13 protein-coding genes are annotated in these 16,704 nt (G+C 55.9%); 5 read left to right on the forward strand and 8 right to left on the reverse strand.

Going from position 1 to position 16,704, the window contains the following annotated elements; translation table 11 throughout:
• Positions 1-71 precede the first annotated feature (71 nt).
• A complete protein-coding gene (locus ACOQOY_RS07025; protein ID WP_420587222.1) occupies positions 72-692 on the forward strand; it encodes a tyrosine-type recombinase/integrase in 621 nt (206 codons plus the stop codon).
• A gap of 214 nt (positions 693-906) precedes the next feature.
• Here the strand turns inward: ACOQOY_RS07025 and ACOQOY_RS07030 are convergent, their stop codons facing one another.
• On the reverse strand, positions 907-1,362 hold the full coding sequence (locus ACOQOY_RS07030) for a hypothetical protein (RefSeq protein ID WP_420584749.1): 456 nt from the start codon (positions 1,360-1,362) through the stop codon (positions 907-909).
• A 108-nt stretch (positions 1,363-1,470) separates the two neighbouring features.
• Positions 1,471-2,451 (reverse strand): hypothetical protein, encoded by a 981-nt coding sequence (locus ACOQOY_RS07035; RefSeq protein WP_420584750.1) that lies wholly within the window; start codon positions 2,449-2,451, stop codon positions 1,471-1,473.
• Between the two features lie 428 nt (positions 2,452-2,879).
• Between ACOQOY_RS07035 and ACOQOY_RS07040 the strand changes: the two genes are divergently transcribed.
• Positions 2,880-4,421 carry an ankyrin repeat domain-containing protein gene (locus ACOQOY_RS07040; RefSeq protein WP_420584751.1) on the forward strand — a complete coding sequence of 514 codons (1,542 nt, stop codon included), beginning with the start codon at positions 2,880-2,882 and terminating at the stop codon, positions 4,419-4,421.
• A gap of 48 nt (positions 4,422-4,469) precedes the next feature.
• On the opposite strand, the gene ACOQOY_RS07045 is transcribed toward ACOQOY_RS07040, so the two are convergent.
• The gene (locus tag ACOQOY_RS07045) at positions 4,470-4,925 is read right to left on the reverse strand and encodes a GNAT family N-acetyltransferase (RefSeq protein ID WP_420584752.1); all 456 of its coding nucleotides are present in this window, start codon (positions 4,923-4,925) and stop codon (positions 4,470-4,472) included.
• A gap of 265 nt (positions 4,926-5,190) precedes the next feature.
• Here ACOQOY_RS07045 and ACOQOY_RS07050 point away from each other — a divergent pair, with 265 nt between their 5' ends.
• Together ACOQOY_RS07050 and ACOQOY_RS07055 are read left to right on the forward strand one after the other, a co-directional pair.
• Positions 5,191-6,576 carry an IS1182 family transposase gene (locus tag ACOQOY_RS07050; RefSeq protein WP_420584753.1) on the forward strand — a complete coding sequence of 462 codons (1,386 nt, stop codon included), beginning with the start codon at positions 5,191-5,193 and terminating at the stop codon, positions 6,574-6,576.
• 237 nt (positions 6,577-6,813) lie between these two features.
• On the forward strand, positions 6,814-8,727 hold the full coding sequence (locus ACOQOY_RS07055) for an adenylate/guanylate cyclase domain-containing protein (RefSeq protein WP_420584754.1): 1,914 nt from the start codon (positions 6,814-6,816) through the stop codon (positions 8,725-8,727).
• A 50-nt stretch (positions 8,728-8,777) separates the two neighbouring features.
• Here ACOQOY_RS07055 and ACOQOY_RS07060 read toward each other — a convergent pair whose 3' ends face one another.
• The gene (locus tag ACOQOY_RS07060) at positions 8,778-10,412 is read right to left on the reverse strand and encodes a winged helix-turn-helix domain-containing tetratricopeptide repeat protein (RefSeq protein ID WP_420584755.1); all 1,635 of its coding nucleotides are present in this window, start codon (positions 10,410-10,412) and stop codon (positions 8,778-8,780) included.
• A 166-nt stretch (positions 10,413-10,578) separates the two neighbouring features.
• Between ACOQOY_RS07060 and ACOQOY_RS07065 the strand changes: the two genes are divergently transcribed.
• A complete protein-coding gene (locus tag ACOQOY_RS07065; protein WP_420584756.1) occupies positions 10,579-10,995 on the forward strand; it encodes a hypothetical protein in 417 nt (138 codons plus the stop codon).
• A gap of 501 nt (positions 10,996-11,496) precedes the next feature.
• Here ACOQOY_RS07065 and ACOQOY_RS07070 read toward each other — a convergent pair.
• From ACOQOY_RS07070 to urtC, 4 genes are all read right to left on the reverse strand, one after another.
• Positions 11,497-13,680 carry an esterase-like activity of phytase family protein gene (locus ACOQOY_RS07070; RefSeq protein ID WP_420584757.1) on the reverse strand — a complete coding sequence of 728 codons (2,184 nt, stop codon included), beginning with the start codon at positions 13,678-13,680 and terminating at the stop codon, positions 11,497-11,499.
• A gap of 357 nt (positions 13,681-14,037) precedes the next feature.
• A complete protein-coding gene (gene urtE / locus ACOQOY_RS07075) occupies positions 14,038-14,733 on the reverse strand; it encodes an urea ABC transporter ATP-binding subunit UrtE (RefSeq protein WP_420584758.1) in 696 nt (231 codons plus the stop codon).
• A gap of 3 nt (positions 14,734-14,736) precedes the next feature.
• The gene (urtD, locus tag ACOQOY_RS07080; protein WP_420584759.1) at positions 14,737-15,477 is read right to left on the reverse strand and encodes an urea ABC transporter ATP-binding protein UrtD; all 741 of its coding nucleotides are present in this window, start codon (positions 15,475-15,477) and stop codon (positions 14,737-14,739) included.
• A complete protein-coding gene (gene urtC / locus ACOQOY_RS07085) occupies positions 15,474-16,703 on the reverse strand; it encodes an urea ABC transporter permease subunit UrtC (protein WP_420584760.1) in 1,230 nt (409 codons plus the stop codon). The genes urtD and urtC overlap by 4 nt, the downstream gene beginning before the upstream one ends.
• Position 16,704 lies beyond the last annotated feature (1 nt).

The following is a 16,704-nucleotide window of genomic DNA, read 5'->3' on the forward strand; positions in this document are numbered from 1 at the left end:
CGACAATCTATCATTAAAAGCCAGACATGCTGAAGCTTTGCCACTGCCTCGGAAGCAGTGGCAAAGCTTTGATGTTCATTCGCGCACTTCGCCCCGTTTTGAACAGAGGGTGTGTAGTGGGTCAAAAACGCCCTCTGAAACCAAAACACGTCTGCGCGATCCGAGTGTGCCTCGAACTTGCCGATAGCCATCACGATCTTGCGCTCTTCAACATGGCAATCGACAGTAAGCTCCGCGGCTGCGATCTGATAAAGATGAAGGTGGCCGATGTCATGTCATCGGGTCAGATCAAGGAACGGTCTTCGGTCCTTCAATGCAAGACACAGAAGCCCGTACGCTTTGAGATATCCGAAGGCACGCGAGCCTTGGTCGAGAAGTGGATGCAAGAAGAGCTGATGGTCGTCTCGGAGTCCCTTTGGCCCGGCCGATTTCATGAACGCCCGCTCATCTCGACACGCCAATATGCACGCATTGTTCGAGACTGGGTCAAGTCGATCGGTCTCGAGGCGAGCGCTTACGGCACCCATTCAATGAGGCGCACGAAAGTTGCCCATATCTTCAAGAAAACTGGAACCCTCAGAGCAGTTCAACTCTTGCTGGGCCATACTAAGAAGGACAGTACAGTCCGGTATCCCCGTGTTGAGTTTGAGGATGCACCTTCCATCGCCGAAGCCATTGATACTAAACGCTAAAGGGCAGCCCTCGCGTGCGGCTCAATCCGACCGTTCAACCCTGTTTACCGTCGCTACGGTGCGGCCTGTTAGAGGAGGCATTCGCTGCAGGTGTTCGCTTTCAATTGGCGCGGAATGCAAAACCGCAGACAGAGTTGCTGCCTGATATCATGTAGGCCAAATTAGCGAATAGCATGTTTATTTCTGACCCTTCTCAGAGCTTGAAGTATTTTGGCTAACCGGTACACGTGACATCAAACTCAGCAGCTCGCCTGGCGTCTTTTTCAAAGAACTTCACCTGACCGCTTGCGCCTTTGAATACTCCAGTGCCGCCGACAACTGCCAATTGAGTTTCGAAATGGGGCACGGAGTCGGGACTGCTCGGGGCTGGGTAGGAGCCAGAGTAGATCAGTTGGTTGCTGTCGATTGTTAGGTAAGCGTTAACGATAAGCTGGGTTTTGCCCTCACTTGCGCCAGGCGCTATCAGCGTCGTGACGTTTTGCGTACCGATGACCTGTCCATCTTCACTGAAAACCGTGACGTGCCCAAGCGCAGTATCTCCGATGCTGTCGCCACCAGACTTTATTTTTAAGTCCTCCAAGTAGACAGTAAACTGGCCGCATTCTGGAGCGTTGTCAGCGGAAGCTGGAAGAGCAACGGCGAGCAAGAACGGTACGGCAAGAAAACGCATTTTTGGTACTCCGACATAGATTACAAAGGCTTGGCGAACTAAACTCCAGATTACTTTAGCAAGCGCTGTAAATAGGTGTGATTGAGGCTGCTTGGGATCGATGCTTGATCATCGTTTCTTAAGCTCAATCGTCAACAACCAGATCTCAAAGGCGTATTTGCCTGCCCCATTTCTGATAAACGTTTTAAAACGGTCGTAAAACTCGTTCAGATTTGCTTCGGTCGCTTGGTCAGTTTCGCCGCGTAACAAGGATTGCCTGAAGGTGGACACGGTGAAAGAGCGAACAAAGCCCGTATAGCTTTTTTCGTACTCTTGGGGCGCATTGATCTGGTCTGCAAAGATATCCTCCGGGTTTTGCTGAGCCGGAGCTACCTCTGCTCTTTCGATCAAAAAGCCATCTGCCAATTCCTTGTTGCGTTGAAAGGGCTCAAGCGCCTCTTCCCTAGACATAAACCAGATTGGCATAATGAAGTCGCGAAGCGCATGCTCAGATATCAACCCGTCGTTCACCATCGTTTCGGCAACGTTGTACATCGCGCGGTAAGTATGTCGGCCAGAACTGCAAATTCCATTGACCTCGCCCGCATCAGCAATTGTCCCCAGCGTCGAGACCATAAGCCTGCAGCCACTTCGCAACTCTCGAAGTCGCAAGGTTAGGAAGCTTTCCCAGTCTCGTTGCGCTTGTCTTTTGAGCTCCAGGCGAGCTTCTCCCTGCAAATCTGCGAACCAAAGCGTGCCCTTTGAAGAGATTACGGGCTGTGTGCTGAGCCAATGGCTCGCCCCAAACGAAGTCCCGACGTCAATGGAAGATGCCGGTGCAGCCATCGAGAAAAAACTACCCACACTTGCAACAGGGCGAATACTGGAAGAGAGGTTGGCGTATCCGTCCTGACCAGCAGCACAGTCGAATAGCGTATTCCAATCGTTTTCCGCCTGATCGACATGGTGAACAAAGATGGAGCGACCCGGATAGCGGTCCACAAAGGACTTTACGGCAGGCTTGACCGACAAGATCGCGTTAGATCCTGTGCCACAGCCATAGTCCGCGATGTGTATTTCGTCTGATGAGGGCAGAACCTTATCGGCCATCTCCCGAATATCTTCTGCGCGAGATTGAATAGAATGCCTTTGCGGGAGGGAATTTCCTGCATAGTCTATCATTCCCTCAGTAGGACTGTTCCTATCGTCCATTCAATCCTCGCACGAGTAATTGGGGCGGCAGCTAGAGCCGATAGTATACATTGATTGTTGCGCAAAATCGATGATTTGCCTGACCCATAACCGCGAACGCCGCCCACCCGGCAGCCATTTGATGCGAACAGCAATCACCCCATTGCCCTCTGATCCGCAACCGGCTTGCGGGACATATTGGCAAACGCTACGTTGACCTGAGGCCGTTCCGAGGCGGCCCCCTGGTCCGCGGAAAGCTGTCATCGGCACCTCGCACAGAATGTGTGACAACCACATCGGTTTCTCAGCCCGGATTAGCGGACCGTCGGGCAGTGGAGGGAAGACCGATGACCAAATCACTCGATCAACTGCGCCGTGATGCCAAGGCTTTAGGCAAAGCTCTGACAGAAGGCGACAAAGGCGCCATACTTCGCGTCCATGGCATTGTAGCGCCCCCCGCAAACGGTGGCTACAAACACGCGGATTGTCTACATGTCATCGCGCGCGAGACTGGATACGCTTCTTGGCCGGCATTGAAACTTGCCGTTGAAACACAAGGCATGGATCGCGCGCAGAAACAAGGACGGCTGCGTTGGGCGCTTTATAACGGCTCGAACGAGACGATCAAGCATTTGCTTGCAGATGAGCCGGACCTCGCCGACGGTCAGGTGCCTCTTCTTGTCGCTCTCTACGACGTGGCCGCAATGCGAAAAGTCCTGGCGCAGGATGCCGGTGCCGCGACGCGCGAATACCCTCCGCGGCGACCAATCTGCCATCTGGCGTATTCGAAATACATCAAGACAGCGCCTGAGAAAGAACCCGAGATGCTCGCCATGGCGGAATTGCTTGTCGAACACGGGGCAGACGTAAATGACAGTTTTGCATTCGACCCCGAGACAGATCACCGCTTGTCCGCGCTCTACGGCGCCATCGGCCATGCAGACAACATGCCTTTGGCAAGGTGGCTGTTGGAGCATGGGGCAAATCCCGACGACAATGAATCCCTCTACCATTCCACCGAACTCGGTCATACCGAAGGTCTTCGTTTGTTGCTGGAACATGGGGCAAACCCGAAGGGCACAAATGCACTGCCGAGGGCGATTGACTTCAACAGCACCGATGCAGTCCGGCTGTTGCTGGAACACGGCGCTGATCCCAATGAAGGCGTCAATCCTCATCCGTCGGGTGAACCTTCCTTGGTGATCCCCGCCTTGCATCAGGCGGCACGGCGTTTGGCTTCGGGCGAGATCGCTCAGCTTTTGTTGGAGCATGGCGCGAACCCAAATGCTGTTAGCCGCGGCCACTCTCCCTATGCCTTTGCCCGCATCTTCGGAAACAGGGATGTTGCGTCGGTACTGAAGCGCGCAGGTGCGTCCACACAGTTGACGTTGATTGAAGAACAACTGGCACGGGCAGCCGACGGAACGCCACAGGAGGACGACCAGATTGACATGAAAGCCCTGTCGCAAGAGATGAGGTTTCTTCTTTGCCGCCTCGTCTGGCGCGAAGGAACCCTGCCTCACATGCAACGTCTGGTCGAGATTGGCTTTGACCCAAATCTGCCGGACGAGATGGGAATGCCGCCCCTGCACCTTGCTGGTTGGGAAGGAATGCCCGACGTCATGTTGTATTTTCTGGACCAGAACCCGGACCTCGACCACACAAATGCCTACGGAGGGACACTGCTATCAACGATCGTTCACGGATCCGAAAATTGCCCACATAAGGCACATCGCCATCACATTGATTGTGCGCGTCTGGCACTGGAGCAAGGTGTGGCGCTTCCTAGAAACACCTCACAATTCGCAACCGTTCCCGAGATGTCCGCGTTTCTTGCTGATTGGGCGGAAGCGCATCCCCTGCAAGTGACGGAACATGGAGTCGTTTAAGGCGAGAAATGTTTGCGCCAGACGCACGAGCTGGCGCAGCCAGATTGACTAACGGTTGACCTTCATCGGCAGGATCGGCCCCCAAGGCGTCTGCTGCGCAGGACCAAATGCAGAGAATCCCACCTTTTTATAAGCCGCGATCGCGCGTACATTTTCTGGGTGCGGATCTGTTGCGACGACCGGGACACCTGCGGCGAACAATCTTTTCAGATGCTCTGAAATGAAGGCCGGTCCGTGACCTCGCCCGATCATATCTGGCTCACCAATGAACTGATCGATTCCCCGAGAACCCGGTGGAAGGGAGAAGAAATGATGATCCTCCCAACCGTGAACTGTGTAGTCCTGGATATATGCAAATGGGCGTTCCGCAAGCGAAACGATCCATCGTTGGACTCGCGCGTCTTCCAAGTCTCTGTTTGTGCTTGGCTCATTGGAATCCCACCATTCGCGAACATGTGGGTGCGATTGCCATGCCGAAATCATCGCAAGATCAGCCGATGTCATCTTGCAAAATGCATATCGGTTGGGCGTAAGCATGGGAAAAGGTAGCAAACAGGGGGCGGTTGTTTAAGGCCACATGCCAATCCCTTGGGACGTGGAACGAAGCCTTAAGGACCAATGGTTTGTTTTGCGCTGCTGCGTCTCGCCGCTGCATCTACGTGACGTGAAGAATCGACACAGAAATAGGGGCTTATTTTGTTGAAAAACTCTTCCTTGATCGGTGTTTGAACTGCTGATTCAATTCTTCCAATGGGCGGGAGGATTGGCGATGATGGGACCGAGGCAGGAAGCGCAATCGTCGCTGTTCTATGAGTTCTCATTGGAGAACCACATTCCCAACGATCACTTGCTTCGATCTATTGATCGCTTTGTTGATCTGAGCAGCATTCGAGCGCATCTCGCGGATTTCTACAGCCACACCGGTCGTCCATCGGTTGATCCTGAACTGCTGATCTGGATGCTGCTGGTCGGCTATTGCTTCGGCATTCGGTCAGAACGCCGTCTGTGCGAAGAGGTGCATCTGAACCTGGCATATCGATGGTTCTGCCGCCTCGATCTGAATGAGCGTATCCCGGATCACTCGACCTTCTCCAAGAACCGGCATGGACGCTTCCGCGAGAGCGAACTTCTGCGTCATCTGTTCGAGACGACTGTCGCGCGGTGCATCGAAGAAGGTCTCGTCAGCGGCCAGTGCATGGCAGTAGATGCCAGCCTGATTGAGGCCGATGCAAACAAACAGAACTCAACGCCAAAGGAAGAATGGGATGCATCAACCATCGATCCAGAAGATGCGCCTCGCGCGGTCCGCGAATATCTCGACACTCTGGATGAGGCGGCTTTCGGAGCTGCGAGTAAGGTGCAGCCCAAGTTCACCTCGCATTCTGATCCTGCCAGCCAATGGACGGCAACACGCAAAGGTCCTGCTTTCTTCAGCTATTCCGACAACTACCTGATCGACACCGACCATGGGGTGATAGTCGACGTGGAAGGCCCCAGATCAATCCGGCAAGCAGAGGTCGGATCGACCAAGACGATGCTGGACCGCGTGAAAGCGAAGTTCGATCTACATCCGGAGCGCCTGATCGCGGACACCGCCTATGACGCCGGGCCGCTCTTGGGCTGGTTGGTCGGTCGCAAGATCGCCCCGCACATTCCGGTCTTCGATAAGTCCGGGCGCTACGACGGAACCTGGACCCGTGCGGACTTCGAATGGGACGCCGGGAACGATCAGTACATTTGCCCTGAGGGCCAGGAACTCAAGCAGTTCCGCCGCAACTATTCTGACCCAAACCGAGGGCCAACTGGCAAGGGCACGGCCCGCTACCGCGCCCTGAAAGACGTTTGCGAGGCCTGTCCATCAAAAGCCAAATGCTGCCCTAATGCCGAAGCGCGCAAAATCACCCGCGAAGAGCACGAAGACGCTCGCCAGGTCGCTCGCGAGATCGCCAAAACACGCCAATATGAGATCTCAATGAAACTCAGGAAGAAGGTCGAGATGCTCTTTGCACACCTCAAGCGCATTCTCGGGTTGGGCCGCCTCCGATTACGTGGCCCATGTGGTGCAAATGACGAATTCCTCCTCGCCGCAACCGCCCAGAACCTTCGCAAACTGGCAAAGATCTTTCCTGCACCGCAGCAAACACGCAAAGCCTGATCAGAAAGGCGTTCGTGCTCTGTTCAAAGAACCGCTTTCTGCGTCAGCACACGTTATTTCTCAACAGAATCCGCGGACAGCTGCCATCCCCTGCACCTGCACCTGCAAAGAGTAGGCGTCGTCTGGGCGGAGCGAATATTTGGTTTGAGCCATGACTGCCAAATTAGTTGGACCATCAGAAAGGCATGCATTGTCGAGATTTCGTGACATCCGTTAGACTGCTAGCAGGAGGGTCCTATGCAGCGCCGACTCGCCGCGATCATGGCTGCTGATGTCGTTGGGTATTCGTCGTTGATGGGCAACGACGAGGCAGGGGTAATGTCCGCTCTCAAAACTCTGCGTTCAGAGATTTTTGATCCCGCAATTGCAAGACATCACGGGCGCCTCGTCAAGTTGATGGGGGATGGTGCTCTTGTCGAATTCGCTTCGGTGGTCGATGCCGTAAACTGTGGCGTCGATATCCAGAGGACAATGGCTGAGGCTGCTCCAGCCCTCGCCAACGGGTCGCGGTTGCAACTTAGGATCGGGATAAACCTCGGTGATGTAATGATTGCTGATGGGGACCTCTATGGAGACGGGGTGAATGTTGCTTCCCGCATCGAAAGTCTGGCGGACCCAGGTGGTGTTGCGGTGTCTGAGAGTGTCGCGCATCAGGCAACGGGCAAGGTAGATGCCGGATTTGACGATCTCGGTCTAAAAAACCTGAAAAACATCGCTGAACCGGTTCGGGTTTTCCGCGTCATGCCTGTTAGAGCGCCCGCCTCTGAACAGCGATCAAACAAGCTGCGCCTGATGACCGGTGCATCGGTGCTGGTTGGTCTGGGCGTTGCGGGTTTGTTAACGTGGTGGATCAGCTTTGGTCCCGAGCCGCCCGACGCCCTGACCTTTGATGAAGCCGCTTTGTTGACAGAGCCAACAGGTCCGACCATTGCGGTTCTGCCATTTCAAAACCTTAGCAATACGGACGCCCGCGATTTATTGGCTGTAGGCATTGGTGAAGACATTATTGTTGAGCTGGGGAGCTACCAGGACCTCAACGTCCTATCCCGCCAATCCACCCATTCCGTCCGGGCCGAGGAAAGTGACCCGCGCAGTATCCGGCAGAAATTCGGTGCAGACTACGTGCTGGAAGGTACTGTCCGGCAGGTTGCAGATCGTCTGCGTGTGACAGCGCGACTTATAGACACAAGCTCGGGGCTTCAGGTCTGGTCGGACGCGTATGACGAAAGCCTCACGACTTCTAATATTCTGGACGTTCAGCTGAACGTTACCGAAAAAGTGGCCTCGGCTGTGGGTGACGCGGGCGGGGCGATCAAGCGCATTCACGCAGGTCATGCGCGCGCGAAACCTCCGGAACATCTGTCGTCTTATGAATGTTCTCTGCTGCGGGTTGGCTTTCTGAACCGACGGGACATGCAAGAGCGCGTCCGCGGCTGTATCCTGCGGGTTGTCGAAGACGAACCCGAATATTGGCGCGGGTGGGCGCAATTGGCCGAGGCACTGTTAACAGATGTGAAGCTTTTCACCGGGCTGTATCCAGGGACGCAGGACGAGAAAATTCAACGCGCGGAAAAGGCAGCGCGGAACGCGGTGTCGCTGAACCCATATTCTGCGCGCGCTCACTTCCTTTTGGCGCTTGTGCTTCAGATTCAGCGTGACCTTGACGGGTTCTTCTCGTCCGCCGAAACAGCGCTTGCATTGGGGACAGATCGGTATCTGCAGGGGCAGATCGGATACGAGTTCATTTGGTCCGGGCGTCTGGAACTGGGCGCGGCTCTTGTCGAGAACGCAATTGCACTGGACCCAAATGCAGCAGACCCAAACTGGTATCAGTCACTGGCCGAGTATCATTTCCTGAACGAAGATTATGAAACAGCGCTGAGCACCTATCGCAAGGGGGCTCAGCCGGACACTTGGTGGTCGGTGTCAATCGAGGTTGCAATTTTGGCTGAACTGGGTCCGCGCGAGGCAGCCATTTCCGCGCGGGACAGGCTAAACAAAATTCGTCCAGGGATAAAAATTGCTGACATTGTCTGGATGTATCGGCGCTTTGCGCGCCCGGATGAACACATTCTGCCTTTCGTGGAAGCCTACAGAGCTGTGGAAATGCCAGAGGGACGGTTTGCCCCGCTTGAGGAAAGTGGAGGCTGACCGACAGGGCGCGGTAAGGCTTAGGGTGGCGCCAAGTCTGGTACCTATTCTTATTCGGGCACGCCCGCTCTTTGCAGGCTCGCCAGCCAGATCCGTCGGTTTTCGGGGTGGTTCTTTGAACCAGCGAATTGCCTGCGCATCGCGGAGATTGACAATTTGGGGTTAATCTCCAGTGCTGCGTTGACTGCCTTCTGCGCATCTTCTTGCCTGTCCATCTCGGCAAGAGTGGCCGCGCTTAGCAGGTAATGGAACAAGCGCCATGTATTGCTTGTTGCGACCGCCCCCAACTGCCGGGCAGCGTCCAACGCCTCTTCGTAGCGCTCCAGGTGAAAAAGGATATGGCCTTGGTAGAAGTACATGTTTTGCAACATCGGATCGCGCGGGCTTAGCCGAATTGCCATCTCTATCTCGGGCAGGGCGCGGTCCTGCATGCGGAACCAGTCATAGGTATGCGCCAATTCCAGCCGTATACGCGCATCATTGGGGTTGAGCGCGACAGCGCGTTCGAGATTTGCGATTGCTGGATCGGCCTCTCCGGTAAAGCGGTAGATATAGCCAAGGGCCGCATGTGCCTGCGCGTCCTGATCGTCCAGTTCAATTGCTCGCTTGGCCGCCTCTGTCGCGGCAATCAACGTGTCCTGAGGGGTATCCGACCACTGAAAAAAGAATATCGTTCCCAGCGCGCGGGCCAACAGGCTGTGTGCTGCCGCGAATTCCGGATCGGCTGCGATGGCAGACTGTGCAAACGTCACCGCGTCTTGCTGGGCCTCTTGCGAAAACACGGCCTGCCGCGCCCGACCGCGCAAATACAGATCCCAAGCCCCCATGTCTTCGGTCGGCTTCTCCTGCGATCGTGCTTCGCCGGACTGATATATCTCAGGCAACAACTGGCCGGCGATGGCCCGGCTGATCTCGTCTTGAACGTCAAAGACATCCGTTACCTGACGATCAAAAACCTCGGCCCAGATGGTTTCGGCGCTGTCGACATCAATAAGTTCTCCGCTGACGCGCATCTGACCATCTGCGCGGCGGACGCTGCCGCGGACAACATAGCCAACCCCAAGGTCGCGCGCGATTTCGATCGGGGTTGCCTGATCCTTCGCGTAAGAGAACATCGTCGCGCTGGACACAACGAACAATTCCCGGTTGCGCGACAGATGCGCGATCAGGTCGTCGGTGAGACCATCGACGAAGTACTGACCCGTTCTTTCGTCTCCGATATTGTCAAACTGTACAACGGCCAAAGAGGGTTTCCCGGTGTCCGGCAATCGCTGCCGATCGGCAAATATGGAGAGCGACAGCATGGCGATTGCCAAAGGCAACAGAATTCCCGCAACAAGAACGCCGCGTTTGGGCGCCTGGGAAATGTGCTCAGGCAGTTCATCCGTTGCAACCGGTGCCACAAATTGGAACCCGCGCTTTGGAAAGGTCTTGATGTAGTCCGAGCTTGCCGCAGTGTCGCCCAAGGCCCTGCGCACGGACCGGATTCGCGTGTTCAGGGCCGCATCAGTAATCGCGGCCCCGTCCCAGATCTCATCAATAATCTCTTGCTTGCTGACAATCCTGTCTCGGTTCCTGACAAGAAATTCCAGCAATTGCAGGGCCTGAGGTTCCAGAGCGACCGGTTCGCCACAGCGGTTCAATCCCTGTGTCGGATCAAGTTGGAACTCCAAAAAACGGTACATACTGAAACCTACACTCCGCCATGTCCTTGGCTCAACGAAGTTTGCGGATTGTCAGATGAATGTCAGAAAAAATCAGCTTCCGATCAAGCCCAGCGCGTTCGCCAGGCGTAGCGTTTTAAGGGGTTAGCGCTCCATAGCATTACCCAAAGCAAAAAGGAGACACGGTATGGCACAACTAAAAACACTTAGCATTGCGGCCGCAGTCGCTCTGGCGGGAAGCACTGCATTCGCTGAAACGGATCTTGAGGCGGCATTGGATAACGGTGCCGAGCGCCTCAATGCCGATCAGATCGCAGAGTTGCTGATCGGAAATACTGTCACTGCAACATCCGGAGACAAGAGGTTTCGCTTTTTCTATGACCCGAACAATGTCGTGAGCGGAGAGCTTACGAATGGTGGCTGGAATGGTGTTGGCGCATTTGCCATCACCGACACAGATAAGGTTTGCGTTTCCATGGCCGCCGACAAGGGGCGCTTTCGCTGTATGACAGTGCTGCGTGTCGGGGACACGGTCCAGAAGTTCAGTGCCGACGGAAAGCGCACTTTCGAGTTGCACAGCTTTGAACCGTCTACCGGCCTTTGAATTTCGGTTTCATTCTGGTTCTGACGCTGAATCTGCCATTTTTCCTCATTCAGAAAAATGGCAGCTACGAAGACAAGGATGGTACGGTCGCAAACACATTGGTCGACCCAGATTAGATCTCAGGCCCTTCGAACCGAGCTTGATGATTCTGTTGTCAAAGTCACTTACACAGATGTCTATGGAACGGGATTTCCAGAATTCGAATACACACTGATTGCTCAAAATATCATCCTTCAATGATGATTAGCCCTCGAATTTAGATAGCTGCAAGGATGCGAAGGGCTATTACGGAATCAAGTGTATTCGTTAGAGGCGAACTCTGCCCACCTAACGAAAGTTCAGTTCGGTGATCTTCGGACTCAGGTCACCTGGTGACCTTCACCTGTCAAAAGTTTGCGACAAAGCCCGATGCGGCGCTGTTCTCAAAGGACCAAAACTGGCTTTGAGCACAAAGGCCCCGCACAGTCTCTGCGCGGGGTCCTTCAATCTCTGATCTTTGACTTAGTTCCCAGCCGAAACCGAACCGATCGACCAGAACATCGTCTCGCCCGAGGCATCGTCGACGCCGTCATTGTCGGTCATCACAAACGCCTCGCCCGAGGGCAGGATGGCCAGACCTTCGATCTTGTCCAGAACGTAACCTCCGGTCGAGGTCAGGTCGGGCAGCAGGTCGCGGACCTCTTGCTTGCTGACCACTGGCAGCTCGCCGCCCAGTGGAGCCGGGATCATTTCGGAGAGTGGGATGCGGTAGATCTTTTTGGTCACCGCACGGTGGTCATGCTGGTTGTCGCGCTCGATGACATAGACATGATCCCCGAAGGCCGCGATTTCCGACAGGCCGACCCAACCTGTTTCGGGGTCCGCTTTGGGATAGTGCACGGCGCCCCATTCCTTGGTGTCCAGATTATAGGCGACCAGCTTTACGTGGTTTTCCGGGTCGTCTTTCCATTCGCGCTGAATGGCCATCCACAGGGTGTCACCAATCTTGGTGATGCCTTCGAAACCAAAGCGTTTCTCAACCGCCATCAGTTCCGACGGCAGGCCGATCTCGCCCTTGCGATCCTTGATTTTGCCCTCGGCAGAGACTTGGTAGATCGCGTGCGGGATGACGCGGTCGGTGCGGCCTTCCGATGCGACATAGAAGCCGCCCTCGCCGTCCAGCGTGATGCCTTCCAGGTCCAGCTTTTGTGCCGGGCTGCCGTCCTGACGGTGGATGCGGATCACGTCGACGATGCGGGCGGGTTGCTGGCTGGGGTCGATCTTGAAGATCGAAGGCTGGAAGCCATAGAAGCTGTCATTGACCGCATAGATCATGCCGTCTTCGTCAGCCACTAGACCGGACAAGGCACCCCATCCGATCAACTCATCCGCGCCTTCCGAAGTCAGGTGCGGGTAAGCGGCGGGGGCGTCCTGATATTCGAAGATCGAGACATGCGCGCGCGGGCCGCCATCTTCGATCAGGTCTTTTTCGTTGGCCGAGATCAGCAGGTTACGGTCAGGGATCGCCACATAACCTTCTGGGCCAACGCCCGAGGGCAGCAGTTGCTTCAGCACCGGGTTCGACGGATCGGTGGCGTCATAGACACCAACGACCGAGGCACGCTCGGTCCCGACAAAGATCATCGGCGTGCCGCCAAAGGTGGCTGCGGTCACGCTTTCCGGCTCAACCCCTTTGCTGTCCGAGCGTTTATCCGGGTAGTGCCCGATCTGGATGATAGCTTTCTCGAACTCGGTGCCGTTCTCGTAAACAACGGTGCCGTCCTTGTGAAAGATCGTCCAACCGCGCGAACCGCCCTCATAGTCGCCTTCATTGGCGGTGGCGAAGTGGTTGTCGTCGATCCATTTCACCGCGTCCGGCTCACGCAGGCGGCCCGGCTGGCTTTCGGTAAAGATCAGCGCGCCGCGCTCGTCGGTGGCGTCGATGCCTTCCAGATCAACCGCGCCTGCCGAGAAATGGCTGACCACGTTGCCGTCTTTGTCGACAACCGCGATGTGGTTGTTCTCTTGTAAGGTAACGACGGTTTCACCCAGAGCGTTGATATCGACGAACTCAGGCTCAGGGTCGGTCGGGGCAATGTCTGCCAGACCGGTCAGTGAGGCCATCTTCATACCCGCGCACTCCAGCGCGCCGTCTTTTAGCGGCACCAGAGCCAGCGACCCGGCGGGCAGTTGCGGGATGATGCCGTCATTCAGGTCTTCGTCGCGTTCATTTTCAATCGCAACAGCAACAAAGCTACCATCAGGGGCAATGGCGACGCTGTCAGGCTGACCGCCCAGATCGCAAGCACCGGTTTCAGCCTTGCCTACAATATCGACCGAGATCAGCTTGCCCGACGGCGCGGTGTAGCTTTCCGAGGTGTTCACGCCCACAAAAGCTGTCGCGCCAACGATCCCCACGGATGTCGGCTCACCGCCAACCTCCATCGCGCTCAAAGGTGCAGGATTCGCGGGGTCGGTGATATCGACCATACCGATCACGCCCAGCGGGCTGTCGGTGTAAACCAGCGTCATCCCATCCGCGGTCGCTGCAATGATCTCGGGCGAGGTCTCACGGCTGGTGTCGGCCCCCTCGGCCATGTTCTTGACGACGGGGAAGGATGCAATTCGGTTGAAGTTCATCTCTGCCACAGCCTGACCGGCGGTCAGGGCAAGGGCAGATGTCAGGCAGACAAAGCGCAATGACATCGTTTGGTGTCCTCTCTCAATTGGATGAAAGTGGGATGGCCATGGATGGTTGCGATTTTGTGACGGTTTGGATTCAGTTTGATGACAAGCTTGAAAAGTGGGATGGGTATCCCGATCAGACAGGACCGTGTCCTCGGCGGCGTTTACGGGCTGCACCGTGCTTGTCAAATCAGCATTGGCTCGCCCCCTCCCGCCTTCGCCACGTGGCAGATTAGCAGAAACAGGCAGCTTCGCCGTCTGAGCTGCAAATCAATCCTGATTTTCCAAGTAGGAAGGCAGATCCAACCATTTCCCGAGCTTTTTTACGCAAGTTTTGGGTTACATTCTTCAATCCCAAGTCAAAATGAAGTTGCGACGCTAGACTGTTACGGCTTGCAACAATTGATCGCGCGTCACGTCTTCCCTGGTACCGTTAATCAGGACTTCTCCACGTCGCAACGCGATAAATCTATCGGCAAGATCATAGGCAAAGTCAAAATACTGCTCCACCAAGATGATCGCCATTCCGCTCGTCGTTCTGAGGTGCCGGATGACGTCGCCTATCTGCTGGATGATGTTGGGCTGAATACCTTCGGTCGGCTCGTCCAACAGAAGCAGGCGTGGGCGCGTGATCAGTGCCCGTGCGATTGCCAGTTGTTGTTGCTGACCGCCAGAAAGGTCACCACCGCGCCGGTTTTGCATTTGCTTGAGAACCGGAAACATATCAAAGATTTCGCCCGGAATGAAATGCTCACTGGCCGGCAGGCAGGAGAACCCCGTTTCAAGATTTTCGCGAACCGTGAGCAAGGGGAATATTTCACGACCTTGCGGAACATACGCCACGCCTTTCCAGGCCATTTGATGAGCAGGCAGGACGCTCAAAGGTTCCCCATCCAGTTCCAGATGGCCATCCGAACGCGGATGCGCCCCCGAGATCGCCTTCATCAGGCTGGTTTTCCCGACACCATTGGTCCCCATGACGCAAGTCACTTCTCCTTGCCTGGCTTCCATGGATATCCCGTTGAGGATTTGCGAATGCCCATAGTGCAAAGTCAGATCGGTCAGTTTCAGCATTGCTTAGCGCCCCAGATAAACGTCAATGACGTCCTGATTGGACGTCACGTGATCAAGACTGCCTTCAGCCAAGACAGACCCTTCGTGCAAAACCGTGACTTTGCAATTCAGACGTCGGACAAACTCCATATCGTGTTCCACCACGACAACGGCGCGGGTTCTGGCGGCCTGAACCAGCAAATCGGTTGTGTGTTCGCGCTCTTGTGGTGTCATACCGGCGGCAGGTTCGTCGACCAGCAAGAGCCGCGGCTCTTGGGCCAGCAGCATGCCGATTTCCAGCCACTGCTTTTGACCGTGGCTCAGTTCGCCAGCCTTACGGAACAGTTCGCCAAAAAGGCCAATTTCAGCAGCCAGGTCTTCGACCTTCTTCAAATCCCCCTTGGAAGGGCGATAGAAAAGCACGCCAGTCCAACCGCGGTTGTTCTTGAGCGCCATCAGCAGGTTTTCTTGGACATTCTGATCTTCAAAAACAGTTGGCTTTTGAAATTTCCGCCCGATGCCCGCCTGCGCGATCTTTGCCTCGCTCATCCGTAGCAGCGAGACGGATTTCTCTCCCCAGATGACACGCCCTTCATCGGGCCGGGTTTTACCTGTGATGATATCCATGAAGGTGGTCTTGCCGGCCCCGTTCGGGCCGATCACGGCGCGCAATTCAGCCTCACCAATCTGGAAGGACAGGTTGTTGATGGCACGAAACCCGTCAAAATTCACCGAAACACCGCTGACTTCCAAAAGAGTGCTCATTCTGTGGCCTCCTTTTCGCGCAGTGACCCATCATCGGGTCCAAGATTCGCACCATGGCGCTGGGGCGCACGGCGGTTGGTCCAAAGGTCGAACAACCCTCCGATCCCTTGCGGTGCAAACAGAGTGACCAGTACGAAGGACACGCCCAGCAGCACCTGCCACCAATCGACCCATTTGATCGTGTAGAAGCCCAGCGAGATGTCCGGCGCCTGCCCTCCGGTGAACCAAGTGCTGAGCAGGCTAACGAACGCTGCACCCATGACCGCGCCATACAGGCGGCCGCGCCCGCCGATGGCGACCCAGACAGCCAGATAGATCGAGGCGATCGGAGCCATCTCCTCGGGGTTGATGATGCCTGCCTGCGGGTAGTAGAGCGCTCCCGCGATGGCGGCGATACAGGCGGTTAGGGTGAAAACGGCCAGTTTGTAGACCTCGACCGAGTAACCGAGGAACCGCACCCGCGCCTCGTTATCGCGGATACCGCGGATGACCGAGCCGAACTTGCCAGACACGATCCACGCAGCGAGGATATAGCCCAGCCCCAGCGCCAGTGCTGAGGCCCAGAGGAACCAGATCGACACCACGTCCTGTGAGGCGGTCACGCCGGGCAGGTTCTGTAGGCCCGATAGGCCATTGTTACCGCGCAATCCGCTGTCGTTCTGGAACAGGTAGAGCGCCAGCGCCAGCGTCATGGCCTGTGTCAGGATCGACAGGTATACACCCGTCACCCGGCTGCGGAAGGCCAGCCAGCCGAAGATCAGCGCCAGCAGGCCGGAGACCAGCACGATCAGGATCAGTTGCAGCGCCAGGCTGTGGGAGAAAGCCCAGATCAGCGGGAATTCTGACGATCCAACGACGCCGAAAATCTGCGTGCCGATGGCATCAACGACCTCGGACGGGGTCGGGGGAATTTCGGTTTGTGCAAGCGACTCGACCACGATCAGCCGCGTGCGTTCATACATCAGCCACATGCCGATCATGTAGCCGCCCAGCCCGAAGAAGGCGAAGTGACCAAGCGACAGAATGCCGGTGAAGCCCCAGACCAGATCCATCGCCACGGCGATCAGGCACAGGCACAGGGTTTTGCCCAGGGTTTTGACGAAGCTGGTTGAGATCATGCCGATCCCGAACCCTTCGGAAAGGATGGTGACACACAAGGTGAACAGCGCCAAGATGGCCAGAAAGACCAGTACCGAGGGGTTCTTGGCAACAAAACTGCGGTCCATG

Source organism: Ruegeria sp., assembly GCF_965221235.1.
Lineage (GTDB): Bacteria > Pseudomonadota > Alphaproteobacteria > Rhodobacterales > Rhodobacteraceae > Ruegeria.